This window comes from Methylobacterium sp. 1973, from assembly GCF_040545035.1.
GTDB lineage: Bacteria > Pseudomonadota > Alphaproteobacteria > Rhizobiales > Beijerinckiaceae > Methylobacterium > Methylobacterium fujisawaense.
The window spans coordinates 316,559-335,674 of the sequence record NZ_JBEPLA010000003.1 but is presented as its reverse complement, the minus strand read 5'-3'; the positions used below and the strand labels follow the sequence as shown (position 1 = coordinate 335,674).

The following is a 19,116-nucleotide window of genomic DNA, read 5'->3' as shown; positions in this document are numbered from 1 at the left end:
GCAAACACGGTGAACGCCGCGTCGGAAGGGGCCGTTGCCCTTACGATCCGGCCCGGGGCCATCGAGCCCCCGCCGGGTGAGTGGGAGTTGCGTCATGGTTCCGTTCGCCGCCGCATTCGTCTGCCCGTCCATGCCCGTCCCGGACCGGGCCGCCACGATCCTGATCGTCGAGGATGAGCCGACCGTGTGCGAACTGGCCGCCGAGGCGCTGCTCGAGGAAGGGTATCGGGTGCTCACCGCTGCGGATGCCTGGGAAGCCGAGGCGATCCTGGCTCGCGAGAGCGTCGACCTGCTCTTCACGGATATCGACCTCGCCCGCAATACGAACGGCCTGTCGCTGGCGCGTTGTGCCCGCGAGCTGTCTCCCGACCTCCCGGTCGTCTACACATCCGGCGGCCGGGCTTGCCTTCCGCCGTGCGAGGCCGTTCCAGGCTCGGTGTTCGTGCCGAAGCCCTATCGTCCGAGCCAACTCGTGGCGCTGACGCAGGACGTCCTGCGCGCCGCGCTCCTTCATGCCGTCTGAACTGGACCTTCGAGGACATCCGCCATGTGGCGCTCCCTTCCCGCAATCGGCTTCGCCCTCGCCGCCGCGATCGCTGCATCGCCGGCCCGAGCCGCCTGCGACGTGAAAGGCGCGCAGATCGAGGAGGCGATCGCCAAGAAGAGCGAGCTGCGCGAGGATGCCAATGCCCAGCTGGTGCGCGACCTGCGCACCCTGCGCGATGCCGCGATCGTCCTCGAGAGCTACAAGTTTCCCGGTGAGTGCGAGGTGCTTCTCGGCATCGTCCGGTCGCTCCTCGCCAACCCGAGCAAGACCATCGAGCAGAGCGGCGACACCGATGAGGAGAAGGCCGAGGACCTGAACGAGGCGCGCCAGCCCAAGGCTGCCGGCGGCACCCCGACGGCGAAGTAGCCATGCCCCGCTCCGTACGGCACGGGTCAGGCGCAAATCCGCGTCGACCCGAATACGCGGGCGCGGAAGTCGGCCGGACGCGTCGAGGGCCCGCCGTCTAACGCTCCTCGCCGGCGCTGGCGCCGATCTTGGCGCGGGCCAGAGCCCGGCTCAACTTGGCGGCGATCTGCTCGCGCAGAACATCGGCCATCTCGATATCCACGAGGCGCCAGCTCAACCCGCGCAGCCGCAGCCGGATGCGCGTGCGCTCGGCGCGCGATCCCTCGGGCGGGATCGGGATCACGACGGCGCGAAAGCCCCGCATCTCCAACGCCGTATAATATGACACGAGCCGCCCCAAACCGCGGATCGCCAAGCCCTCGGGATGAGCGCCGGCCGGCCGCTCGACATCGAGCTTGTCGGGCCAGCCATTGGCCAGAAGGTCCATCACCGTTTCCGGCGTCACCATCGTTTCGGAGAGTGCAAGCGCCAGACCGTAGGCGGCGTCGTTGAGGCGCTGGCGGTCGCGGGGCTCGAGGTCAGGATCGGTCTCGGATGCCGTGCGCATTGCCGCGGTGATCTGCCGGACCAGCGAAAGTCGCAGAGTCCTGAAGTTCACATGGCCCTCGACATAGGCGGCATCGTGCCGGCGGACCGCCTGCGCGAGGTCGTAGAGCGACCACAGCGGGCTCATGGTGAAGGCAAGCCATGCGACGGCCAGGGCGAGCGGGATCGCGAGCCAGCGCATGGCCTCAGCGTCCCGTCCGCGCGGTCAAGGCTGCGCCGACCATCGATCGAGACCGGAGAAGGCCGCGACGACCCCCTCGTAGACCGGCCGCTTGAAGGGAACGATCAGATCGGGAAGTTCGGCGAACTGCGCCCAGCGCCAGGCATCGAATTCCGGCTTGTCGGCGCCGCCTCCGGGATTGAGCACGTCGATCACGTCCTCGCTGCCCAGGAAGCCGTAGGCGAACCATTTCTGCGTCTGGCCACGATACCGACCCTTCCAGGCCTGCTTCATCACGGCCGGGGGCAGGTCATAGGCGAGCCATTCGGGGATCTCGGCGAGGAGCTTCACGGCCTCCGGCGGTACGTTCGTCTCCTCGTAAAGTTCGCGGCGCGCGGCGGCCTCGGGATCCTCGCCGGGATCGATGCCGCCCTGAGGCATCTGCCACATGTGCGGGCCGGCCACATGCTCAGAACCCGCACCCTTCTTGCGCCGTCCGACGAACACGCCGCCCGATGGCGCAATCAGCGCGATGCCCACGCAGGGGCGGTAGGGCAGGGCGGTGCCCAGGTCCGAATCCGTTACCATCGAGATGACCATAGGTCAGGGGTGGCCGTTGCGGCAACGCCGCGCAAGTCTTTCCTGATCCCGGTGGGGGTGGATCTACTTGCGCTGACTATAATCACGCGCGTCCTCAATCTGCCGTCGAGACCCGCTTGTCGCGGACGCCGCGCAGCGCAACGCTCGCCGGGACCAAGCGCAGACCGCGGGCGTCGATGTCCTTCGCCCAGCGGGCGATCCGGTCGACGCTCAGTGCCGTTCCGGTCGCCGAGACGAGGACGAAGCCATTGGCACGCGCCCGGGCTTCCGCCTGCGCCAGGGCCGCATCGATGGCGTCGGCGCGCGGCGTGGTGTCGAGGACGATCTCGGCGCGGGCGATCGGTGTCTTGCCCTTGTTGGCGGGCATCGTCGCGGCCTTGGGCGCCGTTCCGTCGTCGAGGAACCCCAGGCCACGGGCGCCGATCTCGCGCAGCACCGGCTCGAAGGCCGCATCGGCCATCAGCTTGGCGCCCATGAAATTCACGAGGCCCACATAGCCCGAGAAGCGCGTCATCGCCCAGGCAAGACGATCGGCATTCTCCGGTCCCCTCAGGGCCGTCAGCAGCGTCTGGGGCCCCGGATCGCTGTCAGGGTAATCGAACGGCTCCATCGGCAGCTGCAGGAAGATCTCGTGGCCGGCATCCCGCGCACGTGCGGCCGCGTGCTCGGCCTCGCCGCCATAGGGGAGGAAGGCAAGGCTGACGGCGGCGGGCAAGCGTGCGGTGGCCACGGCCGTCGTGGCTTGGCCGATGCCCAGCCCGGTCACCACGATGGCGATGCGCGGACCGGTGCCGGGTTCCTCGGAGCGGGCATAGACGTCGAGCGGGCGGATGTGCCCCTCGCCGAGCTTCGGCATCAGCCCGTGGCGTCCGGCCTCGCTGATCCGCGGATCAGGCGCCGGGACGAGCCGCGGTGCATTCGGCGGCGGTACGCGGATCACCACCGCATCGCTCGGACCGCTGCCGGGCGGCCGCACCACCGTCACGCCGGACGCGGTCTCAACCTCCTCGGCGCTGCGCTGAAGCGGGGCCGTGCTGGGGGCAGTCGCAAGGACCTGGGGCTGCAGGGTGGGAGGCGCCTGTGTGGCCGGACGCATCGTGGGCTCGCGCATCGCGATCGCGACCTGCACGCGCGGTTCGCCGCCGTCGGGATCCCCGAGGGCGAGGACAAGGCCGGCTGCCACTGCAAAGCCGGCCGCGATCGCGGCAGCAGCGATACGGGGCCGCCGGGCAGCCGCGATCAGCTGCCCGAGCCGGCTCGTGGGCTGCGCCGGCACCGCCTCAGGCACCCCGAGGGGGCGCGTGAGGATATCGTCCGTGGACTCGGTCAAGCGGCTCTCGATGCGGGATCACGATTGCTGCGCCGATCGGCAATGCGCCAATCCTTCCGTCCATTGCCGGCGGTTATGGTTAACGTTCCGCTAATGCCCGGTTCCGGAACGGAAAATCCCGCCCGGCGCGGCGCCGGGCGGGATCGAGTCGTCAGGGCGTTCCGAACGCCGTCAGTTCGGCAGGCTGGGCTTCTGCTGCTGCGCCGAAGGCGTGCCGTTGGCGGCGCCCTTCTGGATTCCGTGCAGGAAGTCGACCGCCGAGATCAGCTGCTTGTCCTTGGCCGGATCCGGCGGAACGTAGGCGGAGGATCCACCGCGCTCGTCGGTATCCTTCTGCTTCAGGTGACCCTTCAGCCCTGCCTCACCCTTGGTCTCGTCCTTGCCCTTCAGCTCGTCCGGGACCTCCTGCAGGACCTCGACATCCGGCTCGATGCCCTTGGCCTGGATCGAGCGACCCGACGGCGTGTAGTAGCGCGCCGTGGTCAGACGCAGGGCGCCCGAACCGCCGAGGGGGATGATCGACTGCACCGATCCCTTGCCGAAGGAGCGCGTGCCCATGATGGTCGCGCGCTTGTGATCCTGCAGGGCGCCGGCCACGATCTCGGAGGCCGAGGCCGAGCCGCCGTTGACGAGCACCACGATCGGCTTGCCCTTGGTCAGGTCGCCCGCCTTGGCGGAGAAGCGCTGGGTCTCGTCCGGATTGCGGCCGCGGGTGGAGACGATCTCGCCGCGATCCAGGAAGGCGTCAGAGACCATCACGGCCTGATCGAGCAGGCCGCCCGGGTTGTTGCGCAGGTCGACGATGTAGCCCTTGATCTTGTCGGCCCCGATCTCGCTCGACAGCTTGTCGATCGCAGCCCGCATGCCGTCGAAGGTCTGCTCGTTGAACTGGGTCAGGCGGATATAGGCGACGTCGCCGCCTTCGACCTTCGAGCGTACCGGCTTGATCTTGATGACGTCGCGGGTGAGCGTGACGTCGATCGGATCCTTCGATTCCTTGCGGGTGATCTTGAGCTTGACGCTCGAATTCACCGGGCCGCGCATCTTGTCGACCGCCTGATTCAGGGTGAGGCCCTGAACCTGATCGTCATCGATCTGCGTGATGATGTCGTTGGCGAGCAGCCCCGCCTTGGCAGCCGGCGTATCGTCGATCGGTGTGACGACCTTGATCAGGCCGTCTTCCATCGTGACCTCGATGCCGAGACCGCCGAACTCGCCGCGCGTCGTGGTCTGCATGTCACGGAACGCCTTGGCGTCCATGTAGCTCGAATGCGGGTCGAGCGACGTCAGCATGCCGTTGACGGCCGCCTCGATCATCTTCGATTCGTCGGGCTTCTCGACGTAGTCCGTGCGGACCTTCTCGAAAACGTCGCCGAACAGGCTGAGCTGGCGATAGGTCTCGGCCGAGGCAGCCACCGCCCGCGGGCCCGACAGGAAGTCGGTCTGGGTGGCCACCATGGAGGTGCCGGCACCGAGGAAGGCGCCGAGCATGATCAGGGAAGTCTTGCGCATCAGCCGCGAACCTTCTCGCCAAGTACCGTATTGTTCGGGCTCTTCGCCCACCACGGCTCCGGATCGATGGAGCCGCCGTCCTTCTTGAACTCGACGTACAGGGTGGGATCACCCTCGGACCCGCCGGGACCTGCGCTCTTCTCGCCCATGGTGCCGACCGGCTCGCCCGCGAGCACGAACTGACCGACCTCGACGCTGATCTGATCCATCCCCGCTAGCAAAAGATAGTAGCCGTCGCCAGCGTTGATGATCAAGAGTTGCCCGTAGGACCGAAACGGCCCGGCGAACTGCACCCACCCGTCGGCCGGGGACGAGACGGACGCCTTGGGACGGGTCGTAAACGACACGCCGCGGGTGGTGCCACCATTGCCATCGGGCTGGTTGAAGCCGCGTGCGACGCGTCCGCTCACCGGCCGCGGCACTTCGCCCCGCGCCTCGGCGAAGTGAACTTTGGGTGCCAATCGGGCGGGGTCGCGGAAGCCGGCCGCGGCGAAGCGCTCCTGGGTGATGCGCGCCTCTCGCTCGGCCGCTGCCTTGGCCTCCTCGGCGGAGCGCTTCGCCGCTGCGACCTCTGCCTCCGTGCGATCGAGCAGATCCTTCAGGTTCTTGGCCTGCGCACCGAGTTCGGCGGCCCTGCGGCGCTCGGCCGTGAGGCCGCTCTCGATCTCGGCCTGACGGGCGCGGCGAGCGGCGACCAGCGCCTGCAGGCGCTGCTGTTCGCGCGCCCATCCGGCAAGGTCATTGGACAGCCCTTCCTTGTCCTGCGCGATCAATCCGCGCAGCCTGATCATTTCCGCGAGATCGGCCGCCAGGGTGTCGACCTCGCCGCGCAGTTCCGGCACCACCGCGCCAAGCAGCATCGAGGTCCGGATCGCCGCGAGCACGTCTTCAGGGCTCACCAGAACGGCCGGCGGTGGCCTGCGCCCCATGCGCTGGAGCGCCGCCAGGATCTCGGCGACGATGCCGCGTCGGCCCTGCAGCGAGTGGCGGATCGCTGCCTCGCTCTCGCTCATCGCCTTCAGGCGCTCCTCCAGGCGGCTCAGGCGGTCTTCCGTCGCCTGCGCCTGTCGGCCCGCATCGAGAAGGGCGGCGTCGAGCTTCGCCCGGTCGGAGCCGATGGCTGCGATCTCCGACTCGAACTGCGAACGCTGGCCGGCACTGGCCGCGATCGCATCCTGGACGCGCTTCAGATTCTCGGCCCGGCGCTCACGTTCCTCATTGGCACGCTGAATGGCTTCGGGGTCGGTGGCCGGAGGCGTCTCGGACCGCGCGGCCGAGCCGATCGAGACGAGGGCGACCAGGGTCAGCGTCTGCAGCGCGCGTCTTGAGGCGGACTTCGACCCGGCCGTCATCTCAGGGATGGCCATAGGGGGTCAGCCCGCCTCACCGCGATGGTAGGGGTGCCCCGACAGGATGGTGAGGCTGCGGTAGAGCTGTTCGAGAGCGAGCACGCGCACGAGTCCATGGGGCAGGGTGGCGGCCCCGAAAGACAGGATCAACTCCGCCTTCGTCCGAATTGAGGCGTCCAGACCGTCCGGCCCCCCGATCGCCACCACGAGCGCCGGCCGAGCGGCATCGCGCCAAGCGGCGACGCGTTCGGCCAGCGCCTCGCTTCCGATATCGGCACGACCGCGTTCGTCATAGGCGACCAGCACACCGCCAGGCGGCATGTGGCCCGTCAGGGCCGCCGCCTCCTCGGCACATCGGTCGAGGGCGCGACGGGCACGGGATTCCGCGATCTCGATGCTGTCGCAAGTGGCGAAGCCAAGCCCGCGACCGAGTTGCGCGGCGCGGTCGCGATATCGTGAGGCGAGCTCGCGCTCAGGACCGGCCTTCAGACGTCCGACTGCGGCCAGAATCAGGCGCATCGGCCGCGGTCCGGATCAGCCGGCCGCGATCCCGACCGGGCGGTCGGCGCCCCACATCTTCTCGAGGTTGTAGAAGCCGCGGACCTCGGGACGGAAAATGTGCACCAGCACGTCGCCGGCATCGATCAACACCCAGTCGCAGGCCGGGAGGCCCTCGACCCGGGCGTTGCCGAAGCCGCGGTTCTTCATCTCCTGAACGATCTTGTCGGCGATCGAGCCGACATGCCTCTGCGAGCGCCCAGAGGTGATGATCATCGTGTCGGCGAGCGACGTCTTGCCGGCCAGATCGATTGCGATCGTCTCCTCGGCTTTCATGTCATCGAGGCATTCGAGCGCAAGGGCCTTAAGGTCGTCCGAGCGCGCCTGACCGGCTTCCACCGGGGCTTGGACGGGGGTGCGGATCATCTCCGTGCGGCTGGTCTCGGGCAGAGTCCTGGTTCCTCGTTCTGCCGCACGGCGGCGTCATGCCGTGCGGGATGACATGAAATTGGCGGTATCGGTCGTCGATTGCAACCGCGCTTGCGTCCGTCGTGACGTCCTTGGCCCCGTACTTGCGCGAATCTGCGTGGACGACAGGCTCGAACGGGGCCCGTGTAGGAACACCCAGGCCGGCGGCGGCCGCAGCGGGAGGGTCGATGCCGCCTCCTCGGGAATCCGGGCGTCGGCCAAGCGCCGCGCAGCCCGGGCGCTGAGCGGTGTCATGGTGAAACCCGGCCGGTCGATGACGACGATCGGCAGGAGCCGGGCGATCTCGGCGAAACCCTTCCAGCGATGAAAGGTGCCGAGAGAATCCGCCCCCATGATCCAGACGAAGTGCACGCCGGGGCAGCGGCGCTTGAGGAAGCGCAGGGTCTGGACCGTGAAGCGGACGCCCAGAGCCGCCTCGATGCCGGTCACGGCGATCCGCGGATGACGGGCGATGCGGTGGGCCTGGGCAGACCGTACCTCCACCGAGGGGAGGGCGCTCCGGCTCTTGAGCGGGTTCCCCGGGCTCACCAGCCACCAGACCCGATCCAGGCCGAGCCGACGCAGTGCCGCGAGGGTCACGTGCCGGTGGCCCAGATGGGCGGGATTGAAGGACCCGCCATAGAGGCCGATCCGCATGCCGGGGGCGCTCGGCGGCAGGGTCAGCCGCACGCCGGACCTTCAGCGCAGGTCACGGGCGCGTCTGGCCGTTGCCGTGGACGCGATACTTGAATGTGGTCAGCTGCTCGACACCCACCGGCCCTCGCGCGTGCATCCGCCCCGTGGCGATGCCGATCTCGGCCCCGAAGCCGAACTCGCCGCCATCGGCAAATTGAGTGGAGGCGTTGTGGGTGACGATGGCCGAATCGACCTCGGCGAGGAAACGGGTCGCCGCCGTGTCGTCCTCGGTGATGATCGCGTCGGTGTGATGCGAGCCGTAGGTCTCGATATGCTCGATGGCCGCTTCGATCCCGTCGACCACCCGCACCGCGATGATCGCGTCGAGATATTCGGTATGCCAATCCTCCTCGGAGGCAGCGGTCACCCGCGGATCGACGGCGCGCGTCTCGGCATCGCCGCGGACTGCGCAGCCGCTCTCGAGCAGCGCTTGGACCAGCGGCGCAAGATGGGTCGCGGCACAGGCGCGGTCGACCAGCAGGGTCTCGGCGGCGCCGCAGACGCTCGTTCGGCGCATCTTGCTGTTGAGCAGCACGGTGCGGGCCATGTCGAGGTCGGCCGCTGCGGCGACGTAGACATGGTTGATGCCGTCGAGATGGGCGAAGACCGGAACGCGCGCCTCGGCCTGGACGCGTTCCACGAGGCCGCGACCGCCCCGCGGGACGATGACATCGACGCAACCGTCGAGGCCCGCGAGCATCAGCCCGACGGCGGCGCGGTCGCGGGTCGGCACCAGCTGGATGGCGTCCTCCGGCAAGCCGGCATCGGCGAGCCCGCGGCTCATGGCCCGCGCGATCGCCATAGCCGTGCGATGGCTGTCCGAGCCGGCGCGGAGGATCGCGGCGTTGCCGGCCTTGAGGCAGAGCGCACCCGCGTCCGCAGTGACATTCGGGCGCGCCTCGAAGATCACCCCGACGACGCCGAGCGGCACCGCGATGCGCTCGATCAGCAGGCCGTTCGGCCGCTCGATGGCGGCCAGCTGACGTCCGACCGGATCGGCCAGGGAGCCGACCTTCTCGACGGCATCCGCCATGCCGGCGAGCCGCCCGGGATCCAGGGTGAGACGGTCGATCAGGGCGGCGCTCTGGCCCGCGCTCCGGGCGGCGGCCACGTCCCGCGCGTTCTCGCTCAGGATTTCGTCACGGCTCGCCCGGATGCGCTCGGCGATCGATTTGAGCGCCCCGTCCTTGGTTCGCGCCGAGGCCAGCGCCATACGCCGGGCCGCCGCGCGGGCCCGACGGCCGATGGCCGCCATTTGCTCCGGCAGGGCATCGGCCTCGGCGAAGTCCGATCTCAGGTTCAGGACGGGCACGCTGGCGTCCTCGATGTGCGACGGCCGCAGGAACGGCCAGACAATGGAAAGCGCCGTATTTGCACACCCGACACCGGTCCGACAAGAGTGCCGGCTCGTGATTGGGCGCAATGATCGGAGCGGAAAATTGTAAATAGATTAGTTTAGATCGGCATTTTCTAGAACAGTGCCAAGTCATCGCGATGCACCATCCAGGCGCGGCCCGGATAATTGAGCAAGTCCGGGATATGCGCGCTCGGGTGACCGATGATGAGCGCAGCCTCGGCGCTGTCATACGCCACCAAGCCGCGGCCGAGGATCCGTCCCGCGGGATCACGGATCAACACGGCGTCGCCGCGGGAGAAGCTGCCCTCGATCGATCGGACGCCGACGGGCAGGAGGCTGGCGCCGCTCCGCAGCGCCTGCTCGGCACCGGAATCGATCGTCAGGGTGCCGCGCGGCTCCAGGGATCCCGCGATCCAGGTCTTGCGGGCGGCCGTCGGGGTGGAGCCTGAAAGGAACCATGTGCAGCGCGCGCCCTCCATCATCGCCTTGAGCGGGTTCTTCCCGCGCCCGTCGGCGATGACCAAGTGGGTGCCGCCCGAGGCCGCGATCTTGGCGGCCTCGACCTTGGTGCGCATGCCGCCCCGCGACAGCTCGGAGGCCGGCCCGCCGGCCATGGCTTCGATCTCCGGGGTGATGCGCTCGACGACGGCGAGGTGGCGGGCCTCCGGATCGTTCTTGGGCGGCGCGGTGTAGAGACCGTCGATATCCGAGAACAGGACCAGGACGTCGGCATCGATCATGGTGGCGACCCGGGCCGCCAGCCGGTCGTTGTCGCCGTAGCGGATCTCGGACGTCGCCACGGTGTCGTTCTCGTTCACGACCGGGACGGCGCGCATCTCCAGGAGTTTCAGGACGGTGGCGCGGGCGTTGAGGTAGCGGCGGCGCTCCTCGGTATCCTGGGGCGTCACGAGAATCTGGCCGGCCACGATGCCGTGATGGCCCAGAGCCTCGGCCCAGTGGCGGGCCAGCGTGATCTGCCCCACGGAGGCCGCGCCCTGGCTCTCCTCCAGGCGCAGGGCGCCGGGCGGAAGGCCCAGCACCGTCCGGCCGAGGGCGATGCTGCCGGAGGACACCACCAGCACGTCGACGCCGCGCCCGTGCAGCTCCGCGATGTCCTCGGCCAGCGCCGCGAGCCAGGCGTGGCGCAGGCGGCCGGCACTGCGATCGACCAGCAGGGCCGAGCCGACCTTGATGACCACACGGCGGAATTCTTCGAGGGCAGGGATCATGATTCTTGCGAAAACGCGCGTTTGCGCCGGGTGTGAAGCAAGACCCGCCTCTTGAACAGCCGTCCGACGACATGGCTCGCGGCGCCCGGGCGGTCCGGGCCGCCGGCGCGTCCAGATCGTCGGCCGGCACGACCGCGGCACACGTTCCTGCGAGCGGCCTCATCCCTCACGTGGTCGTGAGTATGTGGCATGCCAAAGATCGATATTGCGGCGCGGGAGCGCGGCGGCCGGTTCGACGCTGCACCGCACCGAGCCCCGGCGCGCTCGACCTCAGCACACAGGACACAGACAAGATGGACGCGAATCGACGCGCGTTTCTCGGGACCGCAGCCCTCGGGGCCGGCGGTCTCGTCGCTCTGACCCAGGGGGCCGCCGCCGCGGCGACCGATCACGGGGCGCCCGGGGCCGGCGGCTTCGGCCGGGACGTTCAGCAGCTGCCCCCCGGCGCCCCGGTCGCCTACCACGACCCGAAGGATGTCGGCGCCATGCCGGACTTCCACTTCTCGCTCGACGGCAACGTCCCCAAGATCACGTCGGGCGGCTGGGCCAAGGAGGCGACCGTCCACCAGTTTCCCATCAGCAAGGGGATCGCGGGCGTGCACATGTTCCTCGATCCCGGCGCGTCGCGGGAGCTGCACTGGCACGCCATCGCGGCCGAGTGGGCTTACGTCATCGACGGCCGATGCCAGACCGTGGTCCTCGATCCCTCGGGGGCGAGCGAGATCAACAACTACGAGCCGGGCGACCTGTGGTTCTTCCCCAAGGGGCACGGCCACTCGATCCAGACGATCGGCGACAAGCCGTGCCACTTCATCCTGTCGTTCGACAACGGCGCCTTCTCGGAGCACGGCACGTTCTCGATCACCGATTGGGTCGACGTGTCGCCGAAGGACATGCTGGCCCTCGATTTCGGCCTGCCGACAGCCGCGCTGAACGCGTTCCCGAAGGGCGAGGCCTACATCCAGGCCGGGCCGGTGATCCCGCTCGCCCAGGCGCTCGACGCGCCCTGGCCGAAGGAATCGACCCATAAATTCCGGCTCCTGAAGGATCCGCGTGCGGTCCGCGACTTCGACGGTGGCACGTTCCGCCTCGCCACCGTGGACGAGTGGCCGGTGTCCAAGTCGATGTCGGGCGGCGTGATGACGATCCGGCCGGGCCAGATGCGCAAGTTCCATTGGAACGTGAACGCCAACGAGTGGCACTATTACCTGAAGGGCAAGGGTCAGGTGGCCCTGTTCGGCTCGGGCGGCCGCGGCAAGGTCGCGGAGTTCAAGCCCGGCGACGTCGCCTACATCCCCATGGGCTTCGGCCACGCGATCAAGAACGTCGGCGACGACGATCTCGAGATCGTCCAGACCTGGGACAACGGCAAGTTCGAGGAGATCGACCTCGATGCCTGGATCAAGGCGAGCCCGAACTACCTCCTCGCCAACAACTTCACCGGCGTCCCCGCCGACACGATCGCGAAGCTGAAGCAGGGTTGAGACGACGCTCGATCCGGACCGACAGGGCCCAGACCCGGTCCTGTCGGTCCCGGCCGCCGCGTCCTCGGGACAACCGGTCGACGGCTATGGCTGCCAGGCGTCCACCGGCTTCCGTTCGGCCTCGGCGCTGGCATCGATCTCGGACTGGAGCGCCCGCAGCGCCTCGGGGACGCCCTTCCGGCTCGCCGAGGACAGGACCAGCGGCGCGCGGCCGGCGGCGCGCTTCAGCTTGGCCACCTGGCTCTTGAGCGTGTCGGCGTCGAGGGCGTCGGCCTTCGAGAGCGCCACGATCTCGGGCTTCTCCGCGAGGCCGTTGCCGTAGGCCTCGATCTCGCCGCGCACCAGCTTGTAGGTCTTGCCGGCATGCTCGCTCGTGCCGTCGACGAGGTGCAGCAGCACCCGGCAGCGCTCGACATGGGCGAGGAACTTGTCGCCGAGGCCGACGCCCTCGTGCGCGCCCTCGATCAGGCCCGGGATGTCGGCGAGCACGAATTCGCGCCCGTCCGAGCGCACCACGCCGAGGCCGGGATGCAGGGTGGTGAACGGGTAGTCGGCGATCTTCGGCTTCGCGGCGGTGACGCTCGCCAGGAAGGTCGACTTGCCGGCATTCGGGAGGCCGACGAGGCCGGCATCGGCGATCAGCTTGAGCCGGAGCCAGATCCACATCTCCTGGCCTTCCAGGCCGGGATTGGCGTGCTTCGGGGCGCGGTTGGTCGATGTCGTGAAATAGGCGTTGCCGAAGCCGCCATTGCCGCCCTTGGCGAGGCGGATCCTCTGGCCGACCTCGGTCAGGTCGGCGAGCAGCGTCTCGCCGTCCTCGGCGAAGATCTGTGTGCCGGCCGGGACCTTCAGGACCGTGTCGGCGCCGTTGGCGCCGTGGCAGTTCGAGCCCATGCCGTGCTCGCCCTTCTTGGCCTTGAAGTGCTGCTGGTAGCGGTAGTCGATGAGGGTGTTGAGCCCCTCGACGCACTCCACCCAGACATCGCCGCCGCGGCCGCCGTCGCCGCCGTTCGGCCCGCCGAACTCGATGAACTTCTCCCGCCGGAACGAGACGCAGCCGGGACCGCCGTCACCGGAGCGGACATAGACCTTGGCTTCGTCGAGGAATTTCACGACCTGAATCCTTTGTCGGGTGCGGATTCGCGACCCGCACCATCACCCTGTCGACGGCGGCCGGCCAGCCCCGGCGCCGTAAGGCCGCCTCAGGCGGCCCGCGTCATCGCCAGCTCCGACGGCGGGTCCTGCCAGCGCCGCCGGTCGAGGCTGAAGAGATCGACCGGCAGATCCGCGCCGCGCGCCGGGAAGGGCCGAGTCGCGCTGCCGGCCTGCACGAAGCCGCAGGTCTCCAGAACGTGCCGGGACGCCGGGTTGACCGTGCGGGCCGACGCAGCCAGTTCCATCCCGCCGGTATAGGCGAAGAAGGCGTGGCACAGAGCCGTCACGGCCTCGGCCATCAGGCCGCTGCCCCAATAGGGCTGCCCGAGCCAGTAGCCGAGTTCCGGCGGCCCCTCGGTCCGCCCCTCGATGCTGATCACACCGATGAGGCTGCCGGGCGCCGCCCGCGGCGCGAGGGCGAGCGTGAGGGCCGACCCGGCGGTGTTCTGCGCGCGCGCCTGCAGCAGGAACGCATCCACCACCGGGGCCGGAAGCGGGTGCGGCACCCGCGCCAGCATCGCGGCGACAGACGGATCACCGGCCAGCTTCAGGATCGCGTCCCTGTCCTTGGCGGTCGGCCAGCGCAGCCACAGCCGCCGCGTCTCGATCCGGAAAACGTCATCACGGGTCAGATCGGGGAACATCGTGCCCTCGCAGGGCGGCGTTCCCGGCTCCGGGACACCGCCTCAAGACGACGAAGGGGAGGATGGCGTCCCATCCTCCCCGGGTGTTCCGTCCGAACCGGCCCGTCAGGGGCTCGGCAACGACGTCTCCGGTCCGGTGTGGGACACCGGGCGGGACGCCAGCTTCGCCTCTAAAGGCGCCCGCCTCTTATTCCGCGGCCTCGGCCAGCGGGGTTACGGCCACGAAGGCGCGCCCGCGGCGCGTCTCGAAGCGGACATGGCCCGGTACCAGCGCGAAGAGCGTATGGTCCTTGCCCATGCCGACATTGGCGCCGGGATGCCATTTGGTGCCGCGCTGACGCACGATGATGTTGCCCGGAATCACGGCTTCCGCGCCGAACTTCTTGACGCCGAGGCGCCGGCCTTCCGAGTCGCGACCGTTGCGGGACGAGCCGCCTGCCTTCTTGTGTGCCATGGGATGAACTCCGAAATCTGATGGGCTTGGATGCGGTCGCGGATCGGACCCTCAGGGATCCTCACGCGCCCAGCGTCTGGCGTGCGTCAGGCCGAAATGCCGGTGATGCGGACGACCGTGTGGTCCTGCCGGTGACCGCGCTTGCGGCGCGAGTTCTGCCGGCGGCGCTTCTTGAAGGCGATGACCTTCTTGTCGCGGCCGTGGCGCACGATCTCGCCGGTGACGCTGATGCCCGACAGGGTCGGGGCGCCGACCTGGGTCGCGCCCGCGCCGTCGGCGAACAGGAGGACCTCGCCGAAGGTCACGGCCTCGCCGGCCTCGCCCGCCAGGGAGGCGATGGTGATGGTGTCGTTGGCGGCGACGCGGTACTGCTTACCGCCCGTCTTGATGACTGCGAACATCGTTCTCTCGTGTTCTCGAACGGCCTCCGGGGCGGCTGCCCCTGGACCGGCTTCTTGTTTGAAGTCATTGCGCGGGCTTTCCGCCCGGACAACGCGAAACGCGCGGACCTCAAACAGAGGCCGCGCGCCATGCGGGGTCACTACGGGCCTGATGCCGCCGTGTCAATCCGCGCCGGACTCCCGGGGCTCCGTCAGCGGATCGGGGCGCCGGTCGCCAGGACGCCCTTCGCGACACTGCCCTCGGGGCCGAAGGCGGCCAAAGCCTCGGAGCACCAAGCCTCGCGACCGTCGGCGGCGAGCTGCTGGCGCACCTGCATGGCGCGCTGCTTCAGCTTCTCCTCCAGCATCGCTTCCTGTCCGGCATTGACCCGGGCCGCGAGACGGAGCGTCGTGAGCTGTCCGGCCCTGACCTGCACGCCCGGGCAGGCCTGTTCGGCGATGATGGTCGTCGCCGCCGCCGTCGCATAGTTGTCGAGGGGCGAGGCCGCCGCGGCGGGCGCAGGGGCGCGGGGGGCCGGCGCGGGGACCTGCGCCGTGGCGCCTCCCGCGAAGCACAGGACCAGGGCAAGACTGAAAACACCGGAACGCCGCACGGCACAGACCTCCAGGGTGGCGCCGACCTGCGCGGTGAGACGCCCGTCATGCGCGGGACGAGGCCGGGTGCCGCTGAGGAGAAGCGTCGTCATCTGGGGGCATCCCTTCGCTGCGGCGCCGCGACGGCGGTTGACTACACCCCCGGCGGCGAGGCGTCACCCGCCCGGGAAGATCGCGCGGCTCGACCCGGTCCCATGCGGGGCCGCGGGGCGCCGCACATGAGCGAGCTCCTCGGCGGGTGGGTCCGCCCGCCCGTTCATCCGCATGGTCGTTCCGGAGCGCCGCAGGCGAGCCCGGATCCGGAAACACCGTCGGTTCCCGGCGTCGGCGCGTCGGGCTCCGGGCCCCGCCGTGCGGGACCCTTGCCGGTTGCGAAGCCGCGCTGTCGGCTCCGCGGACCGAGTCGGCCGATCGGGCTGATCGTCAGGGCGCGGCCTTGAACTCGCCCTCGATGCGCAGGCTCACCTCGTCGCCGAGCTGCGGCAGATAGGCGTTGATGCCGAAATCCGAGCGCTTGATGACCGCCCGGCCGTCGAAGCCCACGGTGTAGCGCTGATCCACCGGATGGATGCCGGCCTGATTGAAGGTTGCGTCGATCGCAAAGGGTCGGACCGTGCCGCGCAGGTTCAGGTCGCCGGTGATCCGCGCCGTGGTCGGGCTGGTGGGCTCGACCTTCGTGGCGGTGAAGGTGGCGTTCGGGAACTTGGCCGTGTCGAAGAAGTCCGGGGCTGCGAGGTGCTCGTTCAGGCGCGCGCTCCCGGTCATCACGCCGCCCAGGGGCACGGTGATCTCGAGACGGCTCTTCTCCGGCGCCTTCGGATCGAGCTGGAGCGTGCCGCTGAGACCCGCGAACTGGCCGTAATAGGTCGAGTAGCCGAGATGCGAGACAGACCACGTGATCTTGCCGTGATCCGGATCGAGCACGTAGCTCCCGGGCCGGACCTGCGTCGGATCCGCGCTCGGCGCGACCGGAACGGATGCCGTTGACGGATCGTCCGCCCCCCGCGCCGGGCCGAAGCACAGCAGGCCCAGCAGGGCAAGAAGTGGCGCGCGCATGGTCATCCCCCCGTGACCGGCCAAGCGCGGCCGGCGCGGCGCCCGTGATTTCATGATCTCCCTGCGCGCTCAAGCACGTCTGGCGGAGGGCGCCGCGGTTCTGTAGGCATCCCGCGACAGCGACAGGCGTGGCATGATCGGCAAGCTCAAGGGCGTCGTGGACTCGTTCGGCGAGGATTTCGTGATCCTCGACGTGTCGGGCGTCGGCTATATCGTGCATTGTTCGGCGCGGACCCTGCAGCGCATGCCCAAGGTCGGCGAGCCCGCTTCGCTGTCGATCGAAACCCATGTCCGCGAGGACATGATCCGCCTTTACGGCTTCCGCTCGGATGCCGAGCGGGAATGGTTCCGCCTGCTTCAGACCGTGCAGGGCGTCGGCGCGCGGGTGGCGCTGGGCGTGCTCTCGGTGATGGAGCCCGAGGCGCTGGCCAGCGCCATCGCCACCGGCGACAAGGGCGCGATCAGCCGGGCTCCAGGGGTCGGGCCGCGTCTGGCGGCACGGCTCGCCGCCGAGCTCAAGGACAAGGCCCCGGCCTTCGCGCCGATCGACCCCGCCCTCGTTGCCCTCACGGGAGCCGTCGAGGACGGCGCCGCCCCCCAGCCGGTGGCGGATGCGGTCTCCGCCCTGGTCAATCTCGGCTACCCGCAGGTCCAGGCCGCCGCCGCCATCGCTGCGGCTCTCAAGGGTGCGGGAGAGGGCGCGGAGGCCAAGGTGCTCATCCGGCTCGGCCTGCGCGAACTCGCGCGCTGACGCGCCCCGGAACCGTTGGGGCGCACTTAGATCGCACGCCCTTGACCCGCGCGGGCCGCGGTGCCATGTCGACCGCAGCCAATAAGGCATTGAAAAGCCAGCTACTTTTCAATTCTTCTAAACTGGCGCAGGTGCCCGGGACGGTCGTCGAGGACCGCTGCGGGCGCGGGGATGACGGGATTTGCGGCGCGCATGATCGTCTGTTCTTGTAACGTCATATCGGACGGCGCGGTCCGCGGCTGCCTCGCACCCGGCCCGGGCTGCCCGCGCACGCCCGCGCAGGTCTATGCCTGCCTCGGCTGCAGCCCGAAATGCGGGCGCTGCGCCCGCACGATCCGGGCGATCATGCAGAGTGCCCTGGGCCAAGCCGCGCCGGCGGAGAGCAGCCATGCCTGCACGACGACTTGCGCAAGCGCGTGTAGTTTGGTGAAGTTCCAAACTGCGGATGAGGGAGTCGCGGCCTGATGCTTCTACCCCCCGCCTGAAAGCACGGTAAGGAGTACGGGGGCATGAAGGGCGACACCAAGGTCATCGAGTATCTGAATCGCGGCCTGCGCAGCGAGCTGACGGCCGTCAGCCAGTACTGGCTGCATTTCCGCATGCTCAATGACTGGGGCTACGTCGAGCTGGCGAAATTCTGGCGCAAGGAATCGATCGAGGAGATGAACCACGCGGACCGGTTCATCGACCGGATCCTGTTCCTCGACGGGTTCCCGAACCTGCAGGAGCTCGACCCGCTGCGGATCGGCCAGAACGTCCAAGAGATCCTGGACTCCGATCTCGCCGCCGAGAACGAGGCCCGCAGCCTCTATCTCGAGGCCGCGAAGTACTGCGATTCGATCAACGACCGGGTCTCCAAGCGCCTGTTCGAGGATCTGGCCGAGGACGAGGAGGGGCACATCGACTTCCTCGAGACGCAGCTTGAGCTGATCAAGCAGATCGGCCTGCCGCTCTACGCGCAGAAGCATATCGGCGGCCTCGAGCAGATCGCCCCCGAGAAGGAGTGAGGTTGCCCGGGCTCCCGCCGCTCCTGCGGCAGACGGGGAGCCCGGACACCGACGCAGGACGGACCGGCGCGGTGCGGATCCTGCGCGCAGCAAGGTGGGTTGGGGAACGGAATGCGGCTCGTGGTGGTCGGCGCCGACGGGCGCATGGGGCGGATGCTGATCCGCGCGGTGGCGCAGTCTGAGGGCTGTACGCTTTCGGCGGCGATCGAGCGCCAAGGCTCCCCGGCCCTGGGGCAGGATGCGGGTCTGCTCGCCGGTCTCCAGCCCCTCGACGTGCCGGTCACCGATGACGCGCTCGCGGCCTTCGCGGCTGCCGATGGCGTCCTCGATTTCACCGCGCCCGCCGCCACGGTGGCCTTCGCCGAACTGGCGGCCCAGGCCCGCATCGTCCACGTCGTCGGCACGACCGGCCTGTCCGAGGACGATTTCGCCAAGCTGAAGGCGGCCTCGTACCATGCCCGGATCGTCCAATCGGGCAACATGTCGCTCGGCATCAACCTGATGGCCGAGCTGGTCCGCCGGGTCGCGAAGGCGCTGGGCGACGAGTTCGACATCGAGATTGCCGAGATGCACCACCGCATGAAGGTGGATGCGCCGTCCGGCACGGCGCTGATGCTGGGCGAGGCCGCCGCCGAGGGCCGCGGCGTCGACCTGAAGACGGTCCGCGTCTCCACCCGGGACGGGCATACCGGCGCCCGCCGGCCCGGCGATATCGGCTTCGCCACCCTGCGGGGCGGCAGCGTCGTCGGCGACCACAACGTGATCTTCGCCGGCACCGGCGAGAGCCTGACGATCAGCCACCACGCCGCCGACCGCGGCCTGTTCGCCACGGGCGCCGTCAAGGCCGCGCTCTGGGCGCATCCCAAGCCGCCGGGGCTCTACACGATGGCCGACGTCCTCGGCCTGTGACCG

General features: G+C 69.3%; 23 protein-coding genes. 7 read left to right on the top strand and 16 right to left on the bottom strand.

The features are described from left to right. Window positions 1–94: 94 nt before the first annotated feature. Entirely contained in the window at window positions 95–523 is a 429-nt protein-coding gene (locus ABIC70_RS08570; protein WP_043380355.1) for a response regulator, read from the top strand. A gap of 24 nt (window positions 524–547) precedes the next feature. After that, entirely contained in the window at window positions 548–913 is a 366-nt protein-coding gene (locus ABIC70_RS08565) for a hypothetical protein (protein WP_043358110.1), read from the top strand. 97 nt (window positions 914–1,010) lie between these two features. On the opposite strand, the gene ABIC70_RS08560 is transcribed toward ABIC70_RS08565, so the two are convergent. The 10 genes from ABIC70_RS08560 to proB form a co-directional block, all read right to left on the bottom strand. Continuing rightward, window positions 1,011–1,640, bottom strand: a complete 630-nt coding sequence (locus ABIC70_RS08560; protein WP_043754973.1) for a DUF2939 domain-containing protein — start codon at window positions 1,638–1,640, stop codon at window positions 1,011–1,013. Between the two features lie 24 nt (window positions 1,641–1,664). Beyond that, window positions 1,665–2,219 (bottom strand): RNA pyrophosphohydrolase, encoded by a 555-nt coding sequence (locus ABIC70_RS08555; protein WP_053609424.1) that lies wholly within the window; start codon window positions 2,217–2,219, stop codon window positions 1,665–1,667. 94 nt (window positions 2,220–2,313) lie between these two features. Continuing rightward, on the bottom strand, window positions 2,314–3,549 hold the full coding sequence (locus tag ABIC70_RS08550) for a divergent polysaccharide deacetylase family protein (protein WP_354439452.1): 1,236 nt from the start codon (window positions 3,547–3,549) through the stop codon (window positions 2,314–2,316). 171 nt (window positions 3,550–3,720) lie between these two features. Next, window positions 3,721–5,061, bottom strand: a complete 1,341-nt coding sequence (locus ABIC70_RS08545; protein WP_043358098.1) for a S41 family peptidase — start codon at window positions 5,059–5,061, stop codon at window positions 3,721–3,723. Next, window positions 5,061–6,428, bottom strand: a complete 1,368-nt coding sequence (locus ABIC70_RS08540) for a murein hydrolase activator EnvC family protein (protein WP_091994723.1) — start codon at window positions 6,426–6,428, stop codon at window positions 5,061–5,063. Before ABIC70_RS08540 ends, ABIC70_RS08545 begins: the two co-directional genes overlap by 1 nt. Before the next feature lie 6 nt (window positions 6,429–6,434). After that, window positions 6,435–6,929, bottom strand: a complete 495-nt coding sequence (gene rlmH / locus ABIC70_RS08535) for a 23S rRNA (pseudouridine(1915)-N(3))-methyltransferase RlmH (protein WP_043754982.1) — start codon at window positions 6,927–6,929, stop codon at window positions 6,435–6,437. Window positions 6,930–6,944: 15 nt separating this feature from the next. Then, entirely contained in the window at window positions 6,945–7,334 is a 390-nt protein-coding gene (gene rsfS, locus ABIC70_RS08530; RefSeq protein WP_075381505.1) for a ribosome silencing factor, read from the bottom strand. Window positions 7,335–7,391: 57 nt separating this feature from the next. Continuing rightward, window positions 7,392–8,066: a nicotinate-nucleotide adenylyltransferase gene (locus ABIC70_RS08525; protein ID WP_354439450.1), complete on the bottom strand. Its 675-nt coding sequence runs from the start codon at window positions 8,064–8,066 to the stop codon at window positions 7,392–7,394. Between the two features lie 19 nt (window positions 8,067–8,085). Continuing rightward, on the bottom strand, window positions 8,086–9,384 hold the full coding sequence (locus ABIC70_RS08520) for a glutamate-5-semialdehyde dehydrogenase (RefSeq protein WP_354439449.1): 1,299 nt from the start codon (window positions 9,382–9,384) through the stop codon (window positions 8,086–8,088). Between the two features lie 158 nt (window positions 9,385–9,542). Further along, window positions 9,543–10,658 (bottom strand): glutamate 5-kinase, encoded by a 1,116-nt coding sequence (gene proB, locus ABIC70_RS08515; protein WP_043358093.1) that lies wholly within the window; start codon window positions 10,656–10,658, stop codon window positions 9,543–9,545. Window positions 10,659–10,951: 293 nt separating this feature from the next. Between proB and ABIC70_RS08510 the strand changes: the two genes are divergently transcribed. Next, window positions 10,952–12,142, top strand: coding sequence for a cupin domain-containing protein (locus ABIC70_RS08510; RefSeq protein ID WP_043358091.1), 1,191 nt, complete (start codon window positions 10,952–10,954; stop codon window positions 12,140–12,142). Between the two features lie 84 nt (window positions 12,143–12,226). Here the strand turns inward: ABIC70_RS08510 and obgE are convergent, their stop codons facing one another. The 6 genes from obgE to ABIC70_RS08480 all read right to left on the bottom strand — a co-directional run bounded on the left by obgE (window position 12,227) and on the right by ABIC70_RS08480 (window position 16,446). After that, window positions 12,227–13,255: a GTPase ObgE gene (gene obgE / locus ABIC70_RS08505; RefSeq protein WP_043754988.1), complete on the bottom strand. Its 1,029-nt coding sequence runs from the start codon at window positions 13,253–13,255 to the stop codon at window positions 12,227–12,229. Window positions 13,256–13,344: 89 nt separating this feature from the next. Further along, the gene (locus tag ABIC70_RS08500) at window positions 13,345–13,941 is read right to left on the bottom strand and encodes a GNAT family N-acetyltransferase (protein ID WP_053609419.1); all 597 of its coding nucleotides are present in this window, start codon (window positions 13,939–13,941) and stop codon (window positions 13,345–13,347) included. 187 nt (window positions 13,942–14,128) lie between these two features. Continuing rightward, window positions 14,129–14,395 carry a 50S ribosomal protein L27 gene (rpmA, locus tag ABIC70_RS08495; protein ID WP_043352185.1) on the bottom strand — a complete coding sequence of 89 codons (267 nt, stop codon included), beginning with the start codon at window positions 14,393–14,395 and terminating at the stop codon, window positions 14,129–14,131. Between the two features lie 86 nt (window positions 14,396–14,481). Further along, window positions 14,482–14,796 carry a 50S ribosomal protein L21 gene (gene rplU / locus ABIC70_RS08490; protein WP_010683509.1) on the bottom strand — a complete coding sequence of 105 codons (315 nt, stop codon included), beginning with the start codon at window positions 14,794–14,796 and terminating at the stop codon, window positions 14,482–14,484. Between the two features lie 191 nt (window positions 14,797–14,987). Then, on the bottom strand, window positions 14,988–15,482 hold the full coding sequence (locus ABIC70_RS08485) for a hypothetical protein (protein ID WP_354439446.1): 495 nt from the start codon (window positions 15,480–15,482) through the stop codon (window positions 14,988–14,990). Window positions 15,483–15,813: 331 nt separating this feature from the next. Then, window positions 15,814–16,446 carry a YceI family protein gene (locus ABIC70_RS08480; RefSeq protein ID WP_342140763.1) on the bottom strand — a complete coding sequence of 211 codons (633 nt, stop codon included), beginning with the start codon at window positions 16,444–16,446 and terminating at the stop codon, window positions 15,814–15,816. Window positions 16,447–16,579: 133 nt separating this feature from the next. Between ABIC70_RS08480 and ruvA the strand changes: the two genes are divergently transcribed. From ruvA to dapB, 4 genes are all read left to right on the top strand, one after another. Continuing rightward, a complete protein-coding gene (gene ruvA / locus ABIC70_RS08475) occupies window positions 16,580–17,197 on the top strand; it encodes a Holliday junction branch migration protein RuvA (RefSeq protein WP_043352190.1) in 618 nt (205 codons plus the stop codon). A 192-nt stretch (window positions 17,198–17,389) separates the two neighbouring features. Beyond that, on the top strand, window positions 17,390–17,662 hold the full coding sequence (locus ABIC70_RS08470) for a (2Fe-2S)-binding protein (RefSeq protein ID WP_078947121.1): 273 nt from the start codon (window positions 17,390–17,392) through the stop codon (window positions 17,660–17,662). 44 nt (window positions 17,663–17,706) lie between these two features. Continuing rightward, complete coding sequence (gene bfr, locus ABIC70_RS08465; protein ID WP_043380322.1) at window positions 17,707–18,204, top strand: bacterioferritin; 498 nt, start codon at window positions 17,707–17,709, stop codon at window positions 18,202–18,204. Window positions 18,205–18,315: 111 nt separating this feature from the next. Further along, window positions 18,316–19,113 (top strand): 4-hydroxy-tetrahydrodipicolinate reductase, encoded by a 798-nt coding sequence (gene dapB / locus ABIC70_RS08460; protein WP_354439445.1) that lies wholly within the window; start codon window positions 18,316–18,318, stop codon window positions 19,111–19,113. Window positions 19,114–19,116 lie beyond the last annotated feature (3 nt).

Coding starts and splice junctions, on each gene's coding strand:
- ABIC70_RS08485 (WP_354439446.1), bottom strand. CDS start 15,482: ATGACGACGCTTCTCCTCAGCGGCACCCGGCCTCGTCCCGCGCATGAC.
- rsfS (WP_075381505.1), bottom strand. CDS start 7,334: ATGATCCGCACCCCCGTCCAAGCCCCGGTGGAAGCCGGTCAGGCGCGC.
- ABIC70_RS08555 (WP_053609424.1), bottom strand. CDS start 2,219: ATGGTCATCTCGATGGTAACGGATTCGGACCTGGGCACCGCCCTGCCC.
- ABIC70_RS08470 (WP_078947121.1), top strand. CDS start 17,390: ATGATCGTCTGTTCTTGTAACGTCATATCGGACGGCGCGGTCCGCGGC.
- dapB (WP_354439445.1), top strand. CDS start 18,316: ATGCGGCTCGTGGTGGTCGGCGCCGACGGGCGCATGGGGCGGATGCTG.
- ABIC70_RS08545 (WP_043358098.1), bottom strand. CDS start 5,061: ATGCGCAAGACTTCCCTGATCATGCTCGGCGCCTTCCTCGGTGCCGGC.
- rpmA (WP_043352185.1), bottom strand. CDS start 14,395: ATGGCACACAAGAAGGCAGGCGGCTCGTCCCGCAACGGTCGCGACTCG.
- ABIC70_RS08565 (WP_043358110.1), top strand. CDS start 548: ATGTGGCGCTCCCTTCCCGCAATCGGCTTCGCCCTCGCCGCCGCGATC.
- ABIC70_RS08570 (WP_043380355.1), top strand. CDS start 95: ATGGTTCCGTTCGCCGCCGCATTCGTCTGCCCGTCCATGCCCGTCCCG.
- ABIC70_RS08540 (WP_091994723.1), bottom strand. CDS start 6,428: ATGGCCATCCCTGAGATGACGGCCGGGTCGAAGTCCGCCTCAAGACGC.
- bfr (WP_043380322.1), top strand. CDS start 17,707: ATGAAGGGCGACACCAAGGTCATCGAGTATCTGAATCGCGGCCTGCGC.
- ABIC70_RS08510 (WP_043358091.1), top strand. CDS start 10,952: ATGGACGCGAATCGACGCGCGTTTCTCGGGACCGCAGCCCTCGGGGCC.
- ruvA (WP_043352190.1), top strand. CDS start 16,580: ATGATCGGCAAGCTCAAGGGCGTCGTGGACTCGTTCGGCGAGGATTTC.
- ABIC70_RS08500 (WP_053609419.1), bottom strand. CDS start 13,941: ATGTTCCCCGATCTGACCCGTGATGACGTTTTCCGGATCGAGACGCGG.
- rplU (WP_010683509.1), bottom strand. CDS start 14,796: ATGTTCGCAGTCATCAAGACGGGCGGTAAGCAGTACCGCGTCGCCGCC.
- proB (WP_043358093.1), bottom strand. CDS start 10,658: ATGATCCCTGCCCTCGAAGAATTCCGCCGTGTGGTCATCAAGGTCGGC.
- rlmH (WP_043754982.1), bottom strand. CDS start 6,929: ATGCGCCTGATTCTGGCCGCAGTCGGACGTCTGAAGGCCGGTCCTGAG.
- ABIC70_RS08480 (WP_342140763.1), bottom strand. CDS start 16,446: ATGCGCGCGCCACTTCTTGCCCTGCTGGGCCTGCTGTGCTTCGGCCCG.
- ABIC70_RS08560 (WP_043754973.1), bottom strand. CDS start 1,640: ATGCGCTGGCTCGCGATCCCGCTCGCCCTGGCCGTCGCATGGCTTGCC.